Below are 15,466 nucleotides of genomic sequence, written 5' to 3'. Positions count from 1 at the left end.
GCGCTGCCCCTCGGCACGGGACGGGTCCGGGTGGAAGCCCTCACCCCGGAAGGGGGCGCGGGTGGTCTCGGGCAGGGACGACGAGCCGTCCGACGCGCTCTCCCGCCCCGGGGACGGCCGGTCGAACGGCACGTCACGCCCAGGAACATCACGCCCAGACATGTCACGCCCAGAGACGTCGCGTCCCGCGAGGTCACGCCCTGGCAGGTCGGGGCCGCGGCCGTAGCCGCCGGTGTCGGCGGGCCTGGGCGGCGGGGTGTAGCCGACGGCCGGCTCCTCCGGCTCGCGGCGCACGACCGAGGGGAACGGCAGCGGATCGGAGGCGAGCGGTGGCACCGGCTGCAGCTTGGCCACCCGCGGCGCGAACGGCGTGACCGTGGTGTCCTCCACCACGGCGGGCTCGGGATCGAAGTCGGCCGACGACAGGCGCATGGCCTCGTCGTCGTGCGGGGAGACGTGGCGCTTGCGCGGGTCGAAGAGCCATTCGGCGTGGCGCGTGTGACCGTTCCAGACGTAGCCGAGCTTGACCCGCCACAGGCCGTCGTCGCGCTTGGCCGAATCCCAGTCGATCTCGTCGGTGGGCACGCCGCGCCTGGTCAGCCGCTCGGCCACCAGCTCGCCGAGGGTGGGACCGGGCGCGGTCTCCCCGGGCATGCGGACGGCGACGCGCTGCGCCTGCTGGGCGACGTACTCCCGCTCCTGCAGCACCGGGCCCTCGAACCAGCGGACTCGTTCGACCGGGATCCCGGCGGTCGCGGCGATCTCTTCCGCTGTCTCTCCGGCGCGGATGCGTGCCTGGATCTCCTTGGGGCGCAACGGGCTCTCCACTTCGATCTCGTACTGGCCGAGACGGGAGAAGTTGCCGCGGACGGCAGCACGGAGCCGGTCGTCCACGGGAAGGGTGAAGCGCGTGCCTCGCCCGGCAGTAGCCAGCACGAGATAGGTGCCGTCCTCACTCACCGCGACGAGTCGGAGCTCCTGCATGCGAGTCCCTTCGTCAGCGTCGCCATTCTTCCCCCGGACCCTTGAGTCTCTCGCGTGTGCCGGTTGCCTGCCAGCACCGTACCCGGCATGTCCGAACATCGCCTTCCTGGGAAGCCCCGGGGGCGATGTGACGCCGGTCACATTTGTGGATTCCATTTCCTCTAGTGCCCGCCGCTGTGCATGAGGAGGTTAGAGCTCCTCGACGGATTCTGGCGAATCGCGGCGCGTGCTGTTGTGCACTTCAGCGAACTCGCGACAAGGGAGGGGGCGGCGTCGGGACGGCGTTCGAGAAGACGCGCCGCGTCGGCGGCGAGATACGGGGCGCCCGCCGAGAACGCCTGCCCGCCGGAGGAAACCTGGCACCAGCCCGAGTCGGCCGCGCCCACGACGAACACCCCCGAGCGCACCAGCGACCGTACGGCGGCGCCGAGCGCGGGCGAGTCGGCCCCGTCGGCGGCGAGCGTGACGACGGACGGACCGCGCGCGTGCCGCCGGATCCAGTCGAGCCCGGCCAGCACGTCGGCCAGCGAGCCCGACCCCGCGCAGCCGAGCACCCGCACCGAGGCGATCCTGGCCTCCGGCGCCCGCGAGGCGACGGCCCTGGCCACGCGCGTGCCGTGCCCGCCGCAGTCGCGCCCGGTGCCGCCGGTGGCGTCGAAGGCGCGCCAGGCCCGGTCGCCGAACTCGGCCCGGGTGACGTCGACGCCGGTGTCCACGACGAACACGGTCGTGCCCGCGCCCGCGCCCGAGTCGGCGTCCGTGTCGGAGGCAGGGGCGGGGGCGGGCGCGTCGCCGGGCATGGCGTGGATCTCGCGGTCGGGCTCGACGGCCAGCACCCGGGGATCGGATCTGAGCTCGGCCAGCTCCCCGACGGTGAGGAAAGTGGCGAAACCCGGCAGGGCCTCGGTGTAGTAACGCCGTACCCGCCATCTCACCTCCGCGACGAGGTCCCGGGCGTCCGCGCGGCTGCGGGCCGTGACGATGTAGGGCCGGGTGGGCTCGGAGGCCGAGGGGCGCAGGGCGAGTCCGGAGGCGGGCGTCATGGCGAGAGGGACAGCGGTCGTCGCGGCCGTCGCCACGGCCGCGGCGAGGTAGACGGAGGGTAGGCCGAATCGTCGGGGCACGAGTTACGAGGATGCCTGTCACGCAGGTCACAGGAACAACGGGACACGCGCTCGCGTCTATTCACGAGGAAGCTCTTTACCGTACGCATGACCAGAGGGGACTGATCCGGGGGATGACCGGCGAGCAGCGGAAGTTCGAGCTGAGCGTGCCACAGATCCTCGGGAGCGCCCTCGCCGCCGTCACTGCCGCGGTGGCCGCCTCCTACCTCGGGGTGGCGGGCACCGTGATCGGCGCCGCCGTGGTCAGCATCGCGAGCACGGTGGCCAGTGCCGTCTATACGCACTATCTCAAGCGCACCGGCGACCGGGTCAAGCAGCACACGCTGTCCGCGTGGCGCGAGGAGCAGGAGGAGGGGCAGGGCCTGCTCGCCGCCGCCGCGAACGCCACCCCGGCTGCGGGCGAGGAGACCGCCGCGCACGCCACCAGGGCCGCAGGGGAACAGACCGCCGCGCACGCCGTCCGGGGAGGCGGCGGCCAGGGGCATGACACGCTGGTCATGCCGGTCGTCGAGCCCGCCGGGCGCGGCGGGCTGCCGTGGCTGAAGATGGCGGTCGCGGCCGCGCTGGTGTTCGCGGTCAGCATGGGCGGCATCCTCGCCTTCCAGGCCCTCGACCACCGGACGCTGCACGAGCGGGTCACCGGCGGGCAGACGCCGGTGAAGGAGCAGCAGCGCGCCCCCGTCAAGGATCAGGGGCACGACCGCCAGGACCGCGACGACCGGCCGATCGGTCCGACGCAGTCCCCGACCCCGACCCCCACCCCGACGCCCACGGACACGCCGCGCACTCCGCCGCCGTCCGGGACCGGCGAGCCGAGTCCGAGCGGCACGCCGACGCCCACGCCCACGGACACGGTCGAGCCCGTCCCCGAGACGCCCGGGCCCGGCGAGGAGGAGCAGGAGCGTCCCGACCCGGGTGAGCAGCAGTCCAGCGCGCCCCCGGCCACGACGCAGCCGGACGAGCCGCCGGTGCAGCAGGAGGAGCGCTAGCCGAGCACCACGTCGAGGTAGTCGTTGGTGAACACCCGGCGCGGGTCCAGCCGGTCGCGCAGCGCGACGAAGTCGTCGAAGCGGGGGTAGACCTTGCGCAGGTACGCGGCGTCCCGGGTGTGCATCTTGCCCCAGTGCGGCCGGCCGTCCAGCCGGTTCATGATCTCCTCCACGCCCTCGAAGTAGGCGGGGTTGGGCGTGGGCCGGTAGATGTGGCAGGCGACGTAGGCCGAGTCGCGGCCGTACGCGGTGGACAGCCAGGCGTCGCTGGGCGGCGTGACGCGGACCTCGACCGGGAAGGTGATCTTCCAGTCCATCCTGTCGATCAGGTCGCGGGTCTCGCGCAGCGCCTGGGCCAGGTGCTCGCGCGGCACGGCGTACTCCATCTCCAGGAACCGCACGTCCCGGCGGGCCGTGAACACCTTGTACGAGGTGTCCACCGCCTCCGAGTCGCCGAGGGCCGCCGCGCTGACCGCGTTGATCCGCGGGATCAGCGCCGGACGCCGCCCGCCGACTGCGCAGGCGGCGCCGAAGACGGTGTTCTCCAGGAACACGTTGTCCAGCCAGTGCTTGAACGGGCTCGGCGGCCTGGCCGGGCCCGCGTCCCTGTTGTTGGTCTTGACCAGGCAGGCATCGGTGTGCGGCAGCCAGAAGAAGTCGAGGTGCTCGTTGGCCGAGGTCAGCGAGTCGAGCGAGGCGAGGATGTCGGTGAGCGTCATCCTGCGTCGGCGGTTGCGCAGCAGGAACGCCGGCTCCACCCGGAACGTCACGGCCGTCAGCACGCCCAGCGCCCCGAGGCCGACCCGGGCCGCGTCGAACAGGTCCTCGCCGGGCACGGCCGTGGCGACCGAGCCGTCGGCGAGCACCAGCTCCAGCTCGGTGACCTGGTCGGCCAGGCCGCCGCTGTCGCGGCCGGTGCCGTGGGTGCCGGTCTGGATCGCGCCGGCGACGGTCTGCTCGGTGATGTCGCCCATGTTGGCCAGGGCCAGCCCGCGCTGGTCGAGCAGCTCGTTCAGCACCTTGAGCGGCGTGCCGGCCAGCACCGTGACGCGGTCCTCGCCGGCGGACCTGATGCCGCTCAGCCCCTCGGGGCGGAGCATGATCCCGTCGGTGAGGGCCACCCCGGTGAAGGAGTGGCCCGTGCCGACCATGCGCAGGCGGCGCCCGGCGGCCGAGGCGTCCCCCACGGCCTGGACGACGTCCGCCACGCTCGCGGGGGTGCGCACCTCGGCAGGGGCGCCCGTCTGATTCCCGGCCCAGTTAGTGAAGACCATGAGGCGCCCCTCCGAGCGTCGTTCCGATTAAACGTGAACGATACTCACTTCTCCCAGCCTTCGGGAACCGGGAAAATCTGACCGGGCTGCAGGTTCTGCTGCTTGATCACGTCGGAGACCGTGACCAGCTGGTAGCCCTTGGCCTGCAGCGACTTGACGATCGAGGGCATGGCGTCCACGGTCTGCTTGACCCAGTCGTGCATGAGGATGATGCCGTCGCGCTCGGCCACCTCAAGGGTCTTCTTCTTGATGGCCTCGACGTTCCTGGTGTCCCAGTCGTGCGAGCCGGCCGTCCACAGGATCATGGGCATGCCGAACTCGGTCGCGACGTCCGACACCTGGATGTCGGCCAGCCCGTACGGCGGGCGCAGCAGCTTGGGCTCGACGCCCGCCGCCTTCTTGACCGCGTCCTGGGTCTTCTTGATCTCGCTCCTGATGACCCCGGCGTCGATCTTGGTGAAATCGGGGTGCTTGTAGCTGTGGTTGCCCACCTCGTGGCCTTCGGCGACCATGCGCTTGACGAAGGCCGGGCGGCTGTTCACGTACTGGCCCTCCAGGAAGAACGTCGCCTTGGCGCCGTACTTCTTGAGGGTGTCCAGCAGGGTGCCCGCGTACTGGCCGGGCCCGTCGTCGAAGGTCAGCGCGATGCACTTGACCTGCTCGCAATCGACCTCGGCCTTCTTCGGCGTCTGGGCGAACGCGGGCGCGGGAGCCAGGGTGACGCAGACTGCCGCGATAGCTAGAAGTGAAGTGATTTGTCGGGACATAGCAAAGCTTCCGGTGTGATGGGTGTTGCGAGGGATAACTCCCGACCGTAGCGGATCAGCTCTTCAGAGGTGAAGGCGCTTCCGGAAGTCTCAGCAAACCCGAACCTCCGACGCCCACGACCGCCGCCAGGAGCGCCGCACACACGGCGAAGCCGAACGCGCTGGACGCGCCGAAGGCGTCGGTGAGCTGCCCGCCCGCCCACGCGCCGATCGCCACGCCGAACCCGATCGAGGTGGAGATCCAGGCCATGCCCTCGGTGAGCAGGGACGGCGGGACCAGCCGCTCGGTGAGCGAGAACCCGGTGATGAGCGTCGGCGAGATGGCCAGACCGGCCACGAACGCCACGGCGGCCATGATCCACGGGTCGTCCACGAGCAGGATCGGCAGCAGGCCCACCACGAACACGCCCAGCGCGCGGATGAACCGGGCGCGCAGCGAGATCCGCCACTCCCGTGAGCCGAACCACAGCCCCGAGACCATCGACCCGCCCGCGAACGCCGCCAGCAGGAATCCCGAGGCGCCCTTGACGCCGTGCTCCTCGGCGAAGGCGACCATGATCAGGTCCACCGAGCCGAACACCGCGCCGAGCCCGAGGTAGACGCACGCCAGCAGGGCGATGCCGGGGATCAGGATGGGCGTGCCGCCGGCCGTCCTGACCGGCTGCACGGGCGGCTGCGTACGCCGCTGCGCCGCCAGCGCCAGGCAGCCGCCGAGCATGCACACCAGCGCGACCAGCAGCCCCGCGTACGGGTTGATCGCGGTGGCCAGCACGGTGACGAGCGCGGGCCCGGTGACGAAGACGACCTCGTCGGCCACGGACTCGAAGGCGAAGGCGGTGTGCAGCGTCCCGGTGCCGCCGTGGATCGTGGACCAGCGGGCCCGCACCATCGATCCGATGGACAGGGAGGACGCGCCGATCAGCAGGCCGGAGACGTACAGGGTCCACTCGGGCAGGCCGAGCGCGGCGCTGAGCATCAGCGCGACCATCGCCAGCGCGTTGACCACCGAGAAGGGGGCGATCACCCGGTTCTGGCCGAATCTGTCCACCAGCCGCCCCGACAGCGGGGCCGCGATCGCGAAGGCCACGTTGGTGGTGGCGCCGACCGCGCCGGCGGTGGCGAAGGACCCGGTGACGGTGGAGATCAGCAGCACGACGCCGATGCCGAGCATGGACATCGGCATCCGGCCGACGAACCCGGCCAGCACGAATCCTTTGACGCCGGGCCCGTTGAACAACCCCCGGTAAGGCCCGACCACGCTGTTTCCCCCTTACTTGGCGACCCCACGATGGCGCACCGTCTGTCCGGATGGCAAGTGATATTTCCGGTGAGTGGGTTAACGTGTGCCTGATGTCCGGTCTTCCCTCTCTCCGTGCGGTTCTCCTCACGGTCCTCGGCGTGCTCGTGGTCACCGCCGTGGCCGGGGGAGTCGTCGTGCTCATGGGCGATGACCTGGTCAGAACGGCCCAGGAGCCGGTGCGCAGGCCGATCACCCGCGCGGTTCCGGAGGCCGCTCCCCGCCTCGACCAGCTCGTACCCACGACGGCGCCGGTCAAGGATTTCGGCCAGGGCGGTCCGGGCGTCACCGTGACGCCGCCGCGCGTGCTGGCGATCGCGCCCGCCACGGTCTCCCGGCGGACCAGGCTCGCTCTGGGCGCGCTCAAGCACGTGCAGAAGGCCGCCGTCGTGGACGCCGGCGCGGTCAAGGTCGCCGGCACGTCGCTCAACCTGCTGGCCGTCGACCCGGCCGACTTCCGCTCCTGGACGCCCCAGCCCGTCGCCGACCAGCCCGCCGTCTGGAGCGCGCTGGCCAGGGGCGAGCTGGTCGCCGAGGCCGGCACGACGCGCAGGTACGGCATGATCCTCGGCGCGATGTACCAGGTGGACGGCGGCCCGAGGCTCCGGGTCGCGGCCTCGGCCACGCTCGGGCTCTCCGGCGTGGACGGCCTGGTCAGCCTGGAGGTGGGCAGGTCGCTCGGCTTCGCGAAGGGCGTCGCGGTGCTGCTGCACGGCAAGCCGGGCACGATCGCCGAGGCCGGCGTGCGGCGGCTGCTCGGCAAGGGCGCGCAGGTGGTCGTGCTCGACGCGGCCAGCCGCACCCAGCGGCAACAGCAGCAGCAACCGCAGCAACAACAACAGCAGCCGGTCACCGTCGGCCGCCCGAACAGCTACCTCGACCTCTACAAGGCCGCCGCCACCCGCTGCCCCGGCCTGTCCTGGACGGTGCTGGCGGCCATCGGCCAGGTCGAGAGCAGCCACGGCCGCAACAACGGCCCCTCCAGCGCGGGCGCCCTCGGGCCGATGCAGTTCATGCCCGCCACCTGGAAGCACTACGGCGTGGACGGCGACGGCGACGGCAAGGCCGACATCTGGAGCCCCTACGACGCGGTGCCCGGCGCCGCCAACTACCTGTGCGCCAACGGCGCGGGCAAGGGCGGCGCGAAGCTGCGCAAGTCGATCTGGTTCTACAACCACTCGTGGGACTACGTGGACAAGGTCATGGGCATCGCCGAGGCGTACGCCCGCACCTACGCCTGAGGCCGCCCGCCGGGCCGGACCGGACGCGGGCAGCAGGTGAGCGGGCACGCGACGGGCTCCGGCTCGTCCATCAGCTCCCTGACCATGCGCACGAACGCCGGATGGGTGCCGGCCGTCGCCGCGCGCTCCATCGGCAGGCCCAGCTCGGCGGCCACCTGCCGGGCCTCGGTGTCGAGGTCGTAGACGACCTCCATGTGGTCGGAGACGAACCCGATCGGCACCAGCACGACCGAGCCGGCGTCCGTCTTGCGCAGGAAGTCGCACACGTCGGGCTCCAGCCACGGCACCTGCGGAGGGCCGCTGCGCGACTGCCACACCAGGTCCCACGGCTCGTCGCGGCCCAGCGCCTGGTTGACCAGCTCTGCGCTGCGGCGGAGCTGGGACTCGTACAGGCCGCCCGAGGGGCCGGCGGTCTCGGCCATCGACACCGGGATGCTGTGGGCGGTGAACACCAGCCGGGCGTCCTGGCGGCCCAGCCGCTCCAGCGCCTGGCGCGTGTGGTCGGCCATCGCCGCGACGAACCCCGGATGGTCGCCGAAGTGCCGCATCTTGATCAGCTCGGGGCCGCCCTCGACGGAGATCCTGGCGATGTCCTCGTAGTACTGGCGGCAGCTCGAGTATCCGGCGAACGCCGAGGTGGCGAAGACGGCGGCCCGGCGCACGCCGTCGGCCGCCATCTGCCGCACGGTGTCCTCGCCGAAGGGGTGCCAGTTGCGGTTGCCCCAGTAGACCGGCACGCCGGCGACCGGGCCCAGCGCCTCGACCAGCTCGCGGTTCTGCTGGTTGATCGGGCTGACGCCGCCGAAGCCCTGGTAGTGCTCGGCCACCGCGAGCAGCCGCTCGCGCGGCACGCCGCGCCCCCGCACGACGTTCTCCAGGAACGGCAGCACGTCGTCGGGACCCTCGGGGCCGCCGAACGACAGGACGAGCAGAGCGTCGTAATCAGCCACGTGTCAAGCCTAGTCAGGAGAGCGGGCGGTCCGGCCCGAGGGAGGGGGAGGAGGCGCGGAGCGCGGCGTCGCCCGCGGAGCGCCGGTGACCAGGTAGGTTCGATCGAGTGAGCGCATTCGATGACATTCGTGACTATGTGGCCATTCCCCGGGTCCTCTCCCTGAAGCTCTCGCCTGACGGCTCCCGTCTGATCTCGGCCGTGCAGGCCCTCAATCCCGACGGCAAGTCGTACGGCACCGCGCTCTGGGCGATCCCCCTGGACGGCGAGCCGTACCGTCTGACCCGTTCCGCCAAGGGGGAGACGGCCGCCGTCTTCACCGACGCCGGGGACGTGCTGTTCACCTCCGCGCGCCCCGACACCACCGTCAAGGACGCGACCGACGAGGTGCCCGCACTGTGGCTGCTGCCGCGCGCCGGCGGCGAGGCCCGCCAGATCGCCACCCGCCCCGGCGGCATCGGCGCCGCGCGCACGGCGGGCGACGTGGTGGTGTTCGCCTCCGACGTGCTCGACGGCGACGAGTCGACCGAGGAGGAGCGGCGCAAGGCCCGCAAGGACGCCGGGACCAGCGCGATCCTGCACGAGGGCTACCCGGTCCGCTACTGGGACCACGACCTCGGCCCGGCCCGCACCCGGCTGTTCACCGGCCGGCTCGGCGCCGACCGCCTGGAGGACGTGCGCGAGCTGACCCCCGACGCGGGCGAGGCGCTGCGCGAGGCCGCCTTCGAGCTCACCCCCGACGGCTCCACCGTGATCGTCACCTGGCGCAGGTACCTGTCCGGCGGCGACAGCCGTACGGACCTGGTCGCCATCGACGTGGCCACCGGCGAGCGGCGCACCCTGCTCACCGACGAGGCGCACGACTTCGGCGGCCCGATCGCCGTCTCGCCCGACGGCACGCGGGTGGCCTGCGCGCGCGAGCGCATCACGAGCACGGACGTCTCCGTCCGCGTGGAGCTGTGGATCGCCGACCTGGCCACCGGCGAGGGCCGAGCCCACGCCCCCGACCTGTTCCCGATGGACCTCGCCTGGGCCCCCGACTCCGCGGCCCTCTACCTCGTCGCCGACCACCAGGGCCGCCGCCCGGTCTTCCGCGTCCCGCTGGACGGCGAGCACACCAGGCTCACCGGCGACGACGCCGCCTACCTCGGGGTCAACGCCAGCGCCGACGGCGCGTACGTCTACGCCCTGCGCAGCAACATCGCCCTGGCCCCCGCGCCCGCCAGGATCGACGCGGCCACCGGCGAGATCGCCGACCTGCCCTCGCCGGCCCCGCGCCCCGAGGTGCCGGGCACGCTGACCGAGATCTCGGCCACCGCCGACGACGGCGCGACCGTGCGCGGCTGGCTCGTGCTGCCCGAGGGCGCCTCGGCCGACAACCCGGCGCCGTTCCTGCTGTGGATCCACGGCGGCCCGGTCGCGTCCTGGAACGACTGGCAGTGGCGCTGGCAGTCGTGGATCATGGCGCAGCGCGGGTATGCCGTCCTCATGCCCGATCCCTGCCTGTCCACCGGCTACGGCCAGGAGATGATCGACCGCGGCTGGGGCGCCTGGGGCCCGCGCACCCAGGCCGACCTCGACGCCATCGTGGACGTCGCCCTGGCCAGGGACGACATCGACGACGAGCGCGTGGCGGCGATGGGCGGCTCGTTCGGCGGCTACATGGCCAACTGGCTGGCCGGGCACACCGACCGCTACCAGGCCATCGTCACCCACGCCGCGTTGTGGAACCTCGACCAGTTCGCCGGCACCACCGACTCCTCGCTGTACTGGCAGCGCGAGTTCGGCGAGCCCGGCTCGGAGCGCTACGACCAGCTCTCCCCGCACCTGGGGCTCGGCAAGATCACCACCCCGATGCTCGTCATCCACGGCGACAAGGACTACCGGGTGCCGATCGGCGAGTCCCTGCGCCTGTGGTGGGACCTGCAGCGCACCGACGTCGAGTCGAAGTTCCTGTACTTCCCCGACGAGAACCACTGGATCCTCAAGCCGGGCAACATCGTCGCCTGGTACGAGACCGTGCTCGCCTTCCTCGCCCAGCACGTGCTCGGCGAGGAGTGGAAGCGCCCGGACTCGGTGGCCTGATGACCGACTTCCTGCGGCTGGCCGAGGACGTCGCCCGCGAGGCCGGGGACATGCTCCTGGCCAAGCGGCCCACGATGTCGGAGGACGTCGAGACCAAGTCCAGCCCTACGGACGTCGTCACCATCCTGGACAAGGCGTCGGAGGAGCTGATCCGCGAGCGCGTCCTGGCGGTCCGTCCGGACGACCGGTTCCTGGGCGAGGAGGGCGGCGAGGCGCCGGGCGCGTCCGACGTGCGGTGGATCGTCGATCCCGTCGACGGCACCGTCAACTTCCTGTACGGCCTGCCCGACTGGGCGGTGTCCATCGCCGTCGAGGTCGCCGGGCGGGTCGTGGCGGGGGTCGTCAACGTGCCGGCGCGGGGCGAGGTGTTCACCGCCGCGCTCGGCGAGGGAGCCTGGCTGGGCGGCGCGCGGCTGCGCTGCAACAGCGGGGTGCCGCTGGCCCGGGCGCTGGTCGCGACCGGGTTCGGCTACTCGGCGCCGCGCCGCGAGGTGCAGGGACGAGTCGTGGCGGCGGTGCTGCCGCGGGTGCGCGACATCCGGCGCGGCGGCTCGTGCGCCATCGACCTGTGCTCGGTGGCGGCGGGCCGGGTGGACGCGTACTACGAGCGCGGCACCAACGCGTGGGACCACGCCGCGGCCGGGCTGGTGGCGACCGAGGCGGGCGCCCGGCTCGGCGGCCTGCACGGCCGGCCGGTCGGCCCGGAGTTCGCGCTGTGCGCGGCTCCCGGCCTGTTCGAGGAGCTGCACGACCTGCTCGTGCCGCTGGACCCCGAACGCGACTCCTGACCGGGCCGCGGGCATGACAGGACGGCCGGGGCCCGGCGGGCCCCGGCCGTCGCACGCGTATGTCTAGCGCGGCAGCGGGACGCCGTGATCGTCGGCCAGGCGGCGCAGGTCCTCGATCTCGGCGGTGAGGGTGTCGGCGAGGTAGTCGTCGCCGGTGCTGCGGGCCTCGGAGAGGCCCTTGTAAGCCTGGTCGAGGCGGCGTTCGATCGTGGTGGTGAACTCGCCCATCTCACCTACTCTCTCAGGGGTTCGATCCGTGCGGGGCGAAGGGACCCCATTGCCAGTGGATGTCCGGGCAATGGGTGTCCCGACGGCATACCCCGGGTTATCGCCCTCTGAAACATGAATTTGTGCGGCCCCTGCCCGGCACACCCCTGGACATGCCTTACCGTGCGCTTATCGAGCCTGTAGGCAGAATGAGACACCGGAACCGGAAAGAGGGTGTACCAGGCGTGCGAGTGCTGGTTGTCGAGGATGAGCGGGTGCTCGCCGACGCGATCGCGACCGGGCTGCGGCGTGAGGCCATGGCCGTCGACGTCGCCTACGACGGCGGCGGCGCCCTTGAGCGCACCTCCTACATCGACTACGACGTGATCGTGCTCGACCGCGACCTGCCGGTCGTGCACGGCGACGAGGTGTGCCGCCGGCTGGTCGAGCAGCGCTCGGCCTCGCGGATCCTCATGCTGACCGCCTCCGGCGACGTGGACGACAAGGTGGAGGGGCTCGGCCTCGGGGCCGACGACTACCTGGCCAAGCCGTTCGTGTTCATCGAGCTGGTGGCCCGGGTGCGTGCGCTCGGCCGGCGTTCGGCGCCCGCGCTGCCGCCCGTGCTGGAGCGGGCCGGGATCCGCCTCGACCCGGGCAAGCGGCTGGTCGAGCGCGACGGCAGGGAGATCGTGCTCACCAAGAAGGAGTTCGCGGTCCTGGAGGAGCTGATGCGCGCCGAGGGCGCGGTGGTCAGCCAGGAGGACCTGCTGGACAAGGCGTGGGACGAGAACATCGACCCGTTCACGAACGTCGTCCGGGTGACCATGATGACGCTGCGGAAGAAGCTGGGCGAGCCTCAGGTGATCGAGACCGTGCCCGGGGTTGGGTACAAGTTGTGAGCGAACGGCCAGAGCGCGGGGCGGGGCCGACGCATCCGATGATCAGCCCCCATTCGGCAAGGAAGGCGACGCGCGTGCAGGAGGCGCCACCCCCGACCGGCCCGCCGGCCTGGGACGGCCCGCCCCCGCCCGGCTCGGAGACGCCCGCCCGCAGCACCCTGGAACGGGTCAGGGGGCTGCCGGCCAAGGTGAGCATCCGGTGGCGGCTCACGCTCACCTACAGCGCTCTGGTGTTCGCCGCCGCGGCGGTGCTGCTGTTCGTCGTCTACTCGATCGTCGGCAGGTCGATCGAGAACGCCTGGCCCGACCTGATCACCGACGACCTCGACCCGCTCGACGCCGCCATCATGCAGAACCGGTGGACCCTGGCCAAGGGGCGGGCCGTCAGCAGCGCGCGCGACGCGCTGTTCACCAGCTCCTTCATGGCGCTGGCCGGGGTCGGCATCCTCGCGCTCATCATCGGCTACTTCGTGGCCGACCGGGCGCTGCGGCCGGTCACCCAGATGACCAGCGCGGCCCGCAAGCTGTCGGAGAGCACGCTCGCCCACCAGCGCATCGCCCTGCGCGGCCCCAACGACGAGCTGAAGGAGCTGGCCGACACCTTCGACGCCATGCTCACCCGGCTCAACGTCGCCTTCGACACCCAGCGCAGATTCGTGGCCAACGCCTCCCACGAATTGCGCACGCCGTTGACGATTAACCGGACCGTCCTGGAGATCGCGTTGTCGGATCCGGAGGCGTCCGAGGACCTCAAAGCGCTCGGCCGCACGCTCCTGGAAGTCAACGCGCGTAACGAGAAGCTCATCGAGGGACTGCTGTTGCTCGCCAGGAGCGAACGAGAACTCGCGGTGCGCAAACCGCTCGACGTTCAGGAAGTCGCGCAGACGGCCGTGGAACAGCTCGCGCCCTTCGCCGCCGAACACGGCGTGACCGTTGTGGCCGAACTGGTCAGCGCGCCTACCGTGGGCGACCCGGTGCTTCTGGAGCGGTCGGTCAGCAACCTGCTGGAGAACGCCGTGAAGTACAACCTTCCCGAAAACGGAAAAGTCTGGATCCGGACGGGAATGGCAGACGGGGGGCTGGTTGTTCAGGTGGCCAACACGGGGCAGCACGTCCCGGCGTACGAGGTGAACAGCCTGTTCGAGCCGTTCAGGAGGCTCCACGCCGACCGCGTGGAATCGGCCAAGGGATCGGGTCTGGGGCTGTCCATCGTCCGTGCGGTGGTGCAGGCACACGGTGGAAACGTGACCGCGGTGCCGCGTGACGGCGGAGGACTTGTGGTGACGATTCGGCTTCCGACGCGTTGACCGAGCGTCCTTGAGTGGGCCATGGGGCGCCGACGGGTGACGTTCAGGCGTGTTCGTCCGCGTGTTGATGTAGTGGGGGCGTCTCGTTCTCGCCGTACATGTGGTTGGATGTGCCGTCGAACACGGTGGCGCATGACGCCAAGGCTGTGGGTTTCGCCATATTTGGCTAACCATTGCCGTCGGCAGCAGGCCCTGTCGTGTTGGGAGGTTCGTTGTCCGTTCGCGCGGGGTACCGATGGAAAATCTCCCCGACGGAACGGGCACAAGATGGGCCTCCCGGACGTTAGAAGACGCGCGATGAGCGCGAAGACATATAGATGAGGGGGATGGAGTAAGCACAATGGCTACCGACTACGACAGCCCGCGAAAGACAGACGACGACCTGGGGGAGGACAGCCTCCAAGAACTCCAGGCACGGCGTACCGACAAGTCGTCCGGCAGCATCGACATCGACGAGACCGACCTCGCCGAGTCGCTGGAGCTGCCCGGCGCGGATCTGTCGAACGAAGAGCTCTCCCTGCGGGTCATTCCCCGTCAGGCCGACGAGTTCACCTGCTCGCGCTGCTTCCTGGTGCACCACCGCAGCCAGCTGGCCTCCGAGAAGAACGGCCAGCAGATCTGCCGGGAGTGCGCCGCCTGACCCGCTGGAGCGAAGGAGCTCAGGGTGAGGGACCCAAGGCACGACCGAGCCCGCCTACCCTGAGCGGTCGCGACCAAGAGGACGGAGGCATCGCGTGGCCGAGCCCGAGAAGGACAACAAGCAACAGGCGGACGACGGGATCGCCGACCCCGACAAGGAGGTCGGCGAGCTCGTTGTGCGGCTCACCGAGCCCGGTGAGCTGGAGCCGGCCGAGCGGCGCAGGCTGCTCGGCCGACTAGCCAGGTCCCTGGCCGCAGGGGCGAAGAAGGCCCGCGAGAGCGGCGCAGGCCGCGGCCGCTGGCTGGCCGACGTCTTCCTCAACATCGCGCCCCGCATCCCCATCCGCGACCTTTCGACGCTGTCCGAGCATCATCACGGCCTCACCGGCGAGGAGCTCGCCGACGACCTGGTGCGCACCGCCCAGAAGGCCACGATGACGGTCGGCGCCATCGGCGGAGCACTGGCGGCGGCCCAGTTCGCCGCACCACCCCTCCTGCTCTCCGCGCCCGCGCAGCTCGTCGCGGAGACCATCGTCGTCGCCGCGATCGAGGTCAAGCTCCTGGCCGAGCTGCACGAGGTCTACGGCGTCCGTGTCCAGGGCAACGGCACGCAGCGCGCCTTCGCCTTCGCCTCCGCCTGGGCCAAGCAGCGCGGGATCGACCCCCTCGCCCCCGCGTCCGTCTCGCTCGCGCTCGGCGCCGCGTCCAAGGCCGCTCTTCGCAACCGTCTCATGCGCACGCTCGGGCGCCATCTGACCACGTTCGGCCCCTTCCTCACCGGAGCCGTCGCCGGCGGCGCGCTCAACCGCGGCGCGACCGGCAAGCTCGGCAAGACCATCCGCGCCGACCTGCGCCTCAAGGGCCCGTCGTTGCCGGCGTCCGACCCCCGTGACGAGCTGACGCCGTAGCCCGGCGC

General features: G+C 71.5%; 14 protein-coding genes and 1 pseudogene. 8 read left to right on the top strand and 7 right to left on the bottom strand.

Features of this window, described 5'->3' with window-relative positions; all coding sequences use genetic code 11:
- Positions 1 to 354 precede the first annotated feature (354 nt).
- Positions 355 to 984 (bottom strand): annotated as a pseudogene (sepH, locus tag AB0J46_RS09535) (septation protein SepH); the annotation flags it as partial.
- A 161-nt stretch (positions 985 to 1,145) separates the two neighbouring features.
- Positions 1,146 to 2,108 (bottom strand): S8 family serine peptidase, encoded by a 963-nt coding sequence (locus AB0J46_RS09530; RefSeq protein ID WP_364328707.1) that lies wholly within the window; start codon positions 2,106 to 2,108, stop codon positions 1,146 to 1,148.
- A gap of 113 nt (positions 2,109 to 2,221) precedes the next feature.
- On the opposite strand from AB0J46_RS09530, the gene AB0J46_RS09525 reads away from it, so the two are divergent.
- Positions 2,222 to 3,097, top strand: coding sequence for a hypothetical protein (locus tag AB0J46_RS09525; protein ID WP_364328704.1), 876 nt, complete (start codon positions 2,222 to 2,224; stop codon positions 3,095 to 3,097).
- On the opposite strand, the gene AB0J46_RS09520 is transcribed toward AB0J46_RS09525, so the two are convergent.
- Genes AB0J46_RS09520 through AB0J46_RS09510 form a run of 3 tightly spaced genes read right to left on the bottom strand, consistent with a single transcriptional unit; the run spans position 3,094 to position 6,396 of the window.
- Positions 3,094 to 4,371 carry a D-arabinono-1,4-lactone oxidase gene (locus tag AB0J46_RS09520; protein ID WP_364328701.1) on the bottom strand — a complete coding sequence of 426 codons (1,278 nt, stop codon included), beginning with the start codon at positions 4,369 to 4,371 and terminating at the stop codon, positions 3,094 to 3,096. The genes AB0J46_RS09525 and AB0J46_RS09520 overlap by 4 nt on opposite strands.
- Positions 4,372 to 4,415: 44 nt before the next feature.
- On the bottom strand, positions 4,416 to 5,138 hold the full coding sequence (locus tag AB0J46_RS09515) for a polysaccharide deacetylase family protein (RefSeq protein WP_364328698.1): 723 nt from the start codon (positions 5,136 to 5,138) through the stop codon (positions 4,416 to 4,418).
- 55 nt (positions 5,139 to 5,193) lie between these two features.
- Complete coding sequence (locus AB0J46_RS09510) at positions 5,194 to 6,396, bottom strand: MFS transporter (RefSeq protein ID WP_364328695.1); 1,203 nt, start codon at positions 6,394 to 6,396, stop codon at positions 5,194 to 5,196.
- Positions 6,397 to 6,488: 92 nt separating this feature from the next.
- Between AB0J46_RS09510 and AB0J46_RS09505 the strand changes: the two genes are divergently transcribed.
- The gene (locus AB0J46_RS09505) at positions 6,489 to 7,676 is read left to right on the top strand and encodes a lytic transglycosylase domain-containing protein (protein ID WP_364328692.1); all 1,188 of its coding nucleotides are present in this window, start codon (positions 6,489 to 6,491) and stop codon (positions 7,674 to 7,676) included.
- Here AB0J46_RS09505 and AB0J46_RS09500 read toward each other — a convergent pair.
- A complete protein-coding gene (locus AB0J46_RS09500; RefSeq protein WP_364328689.1) occupies positions 7,667 to 8,626 on the bottom strand; it encodes a ferrochelatase in 960 nt (319 codons plus the stop codon). The genes AB0J46_RS09505 and AB0J46_RS09500 overlap by 10 nt on opposite strands.
- Before the next feature lie 107 nt (positions 8,627 to 8,733).
- Between AB0J46_RS09500 and AB0J46_RS09495 the strand changes: the two genes are divergently transcribed.
- Both AB0J46_RS09495 and AB0J46_RS09490 read left to right on the top strand, forming a co-directional pair.
- On the top strand, positions 8,734 to 10,710 hold the full coding sequence (locus AB0J46_RS09495) for a prolyl oligopeptidase family serine peptidase (RefSeq protein WP_364328686.1): 1,977 nt from the start codon (positions 8,734 to 8,736) through the stop codon (positions 10,708 to 10,710).
- Complete coding sequence (locus AB0J46_RS09490; protein ID WP_358284610.1) at positions 10,710 to 11,498, top strand: inositol monophosphatase family protein; 789 nt, start codon at positions 10,710 to 10,712, stop codon at positions 11,496 to 11,498. Before AB0J46_RS09495 ends, AB0J46_RS09490 begins: the two co-directional genes overlap by 1 nt.
- Before the next feature lie 63 nt (positions 11,499 to 11,561).
- Here AB0J46_RS09490 and AB0J46_RS09485 read toward each other — a convergent pair whose 3' ends face one another.
- Entirely contained in the window at positions 11,562 to 11,726 is a 165-nt protein-coding gene (locus AB0J46_RS09485) for a hypothetical protein (RefSeq protein ID WP_352359142.1), read from the bottom strand.
- 224 nt (positions 11,727 to 11,950) lie between these two features.
- Here AB0J46_RS09485 and AB0J46_RS09480 point away from each other — a divergent pair, with 224 nt between their 5' ends.
- The 4 genes from AB0J46_RS09480 to AB0J46_RS09465 all read left to right on the top strand — a co-directional run bounded on the left by AB0J46_RS09480 (position 11,951) and on the right by AB0J46_RS09465 (position 15,458).
- On the top strand, positions 11,951 to 12,604 hold the full coding sequence (locus tag AB0J46_RS09480) for a response regulator transcription factor (RefSeq protein ID WP_364328682.1): 654 nt from the start codon (positions 11,951 to 11,953) through the stop codon (positions 12,602 to 12,604).
- A 74-nt stretch (positions 12,605 to 12,678) separates the two neighbouring features.
- Positions 12,679 to 13,911 (top strand): HAMP domain-containing sensor histidine kinase, encoded by a 1,233-nt coding sequence (locus AB0J46_RS09475; protein WP_364328679.1) that lies wholly within the window; start codon positions 12,679 to 12,681, stop codon positions 13,909 to 13,911.
- A gap of 340 nt (positions 13,912 to 14,251) precedes the next feature.
- Entirely contained in the window at positions 14,252 to 14,551 is a 300-nt protein-coding gene (locus AB0J46_RS09470; protein WP_352324238.1) for a DUF4193 domain-containing protein, read from the top strand.
- 94 nt (positions 14,552 to 14,645) lie between these two features.
- Positions 14,646 to 15,458, top strand: a complete 813-nt coding sequence (locus tag AB0J46_RS09465) for a hypothetical protein (protein ID WP_364328675.1) — start codon at positions 14,646 to 14,648, stop codon at positions 15,456 to 15,458.
- Positions 15,459 to 15,466: the final 8 nt, after the last annotated feature.

It is taken from the genome of Nonomuraea sp. NPDC049758 (assembly GCF_040674635.1).
Taxonomy (GTDB): domain Bacteria; phylum Actinomycetota; class Actinomycetes; order Streptosporangiales; family Streptosporangiaceae; genus Nonomuraea.
This window is presented reverse-complemented; position numbering and strand designations above follow the sequence as displayed.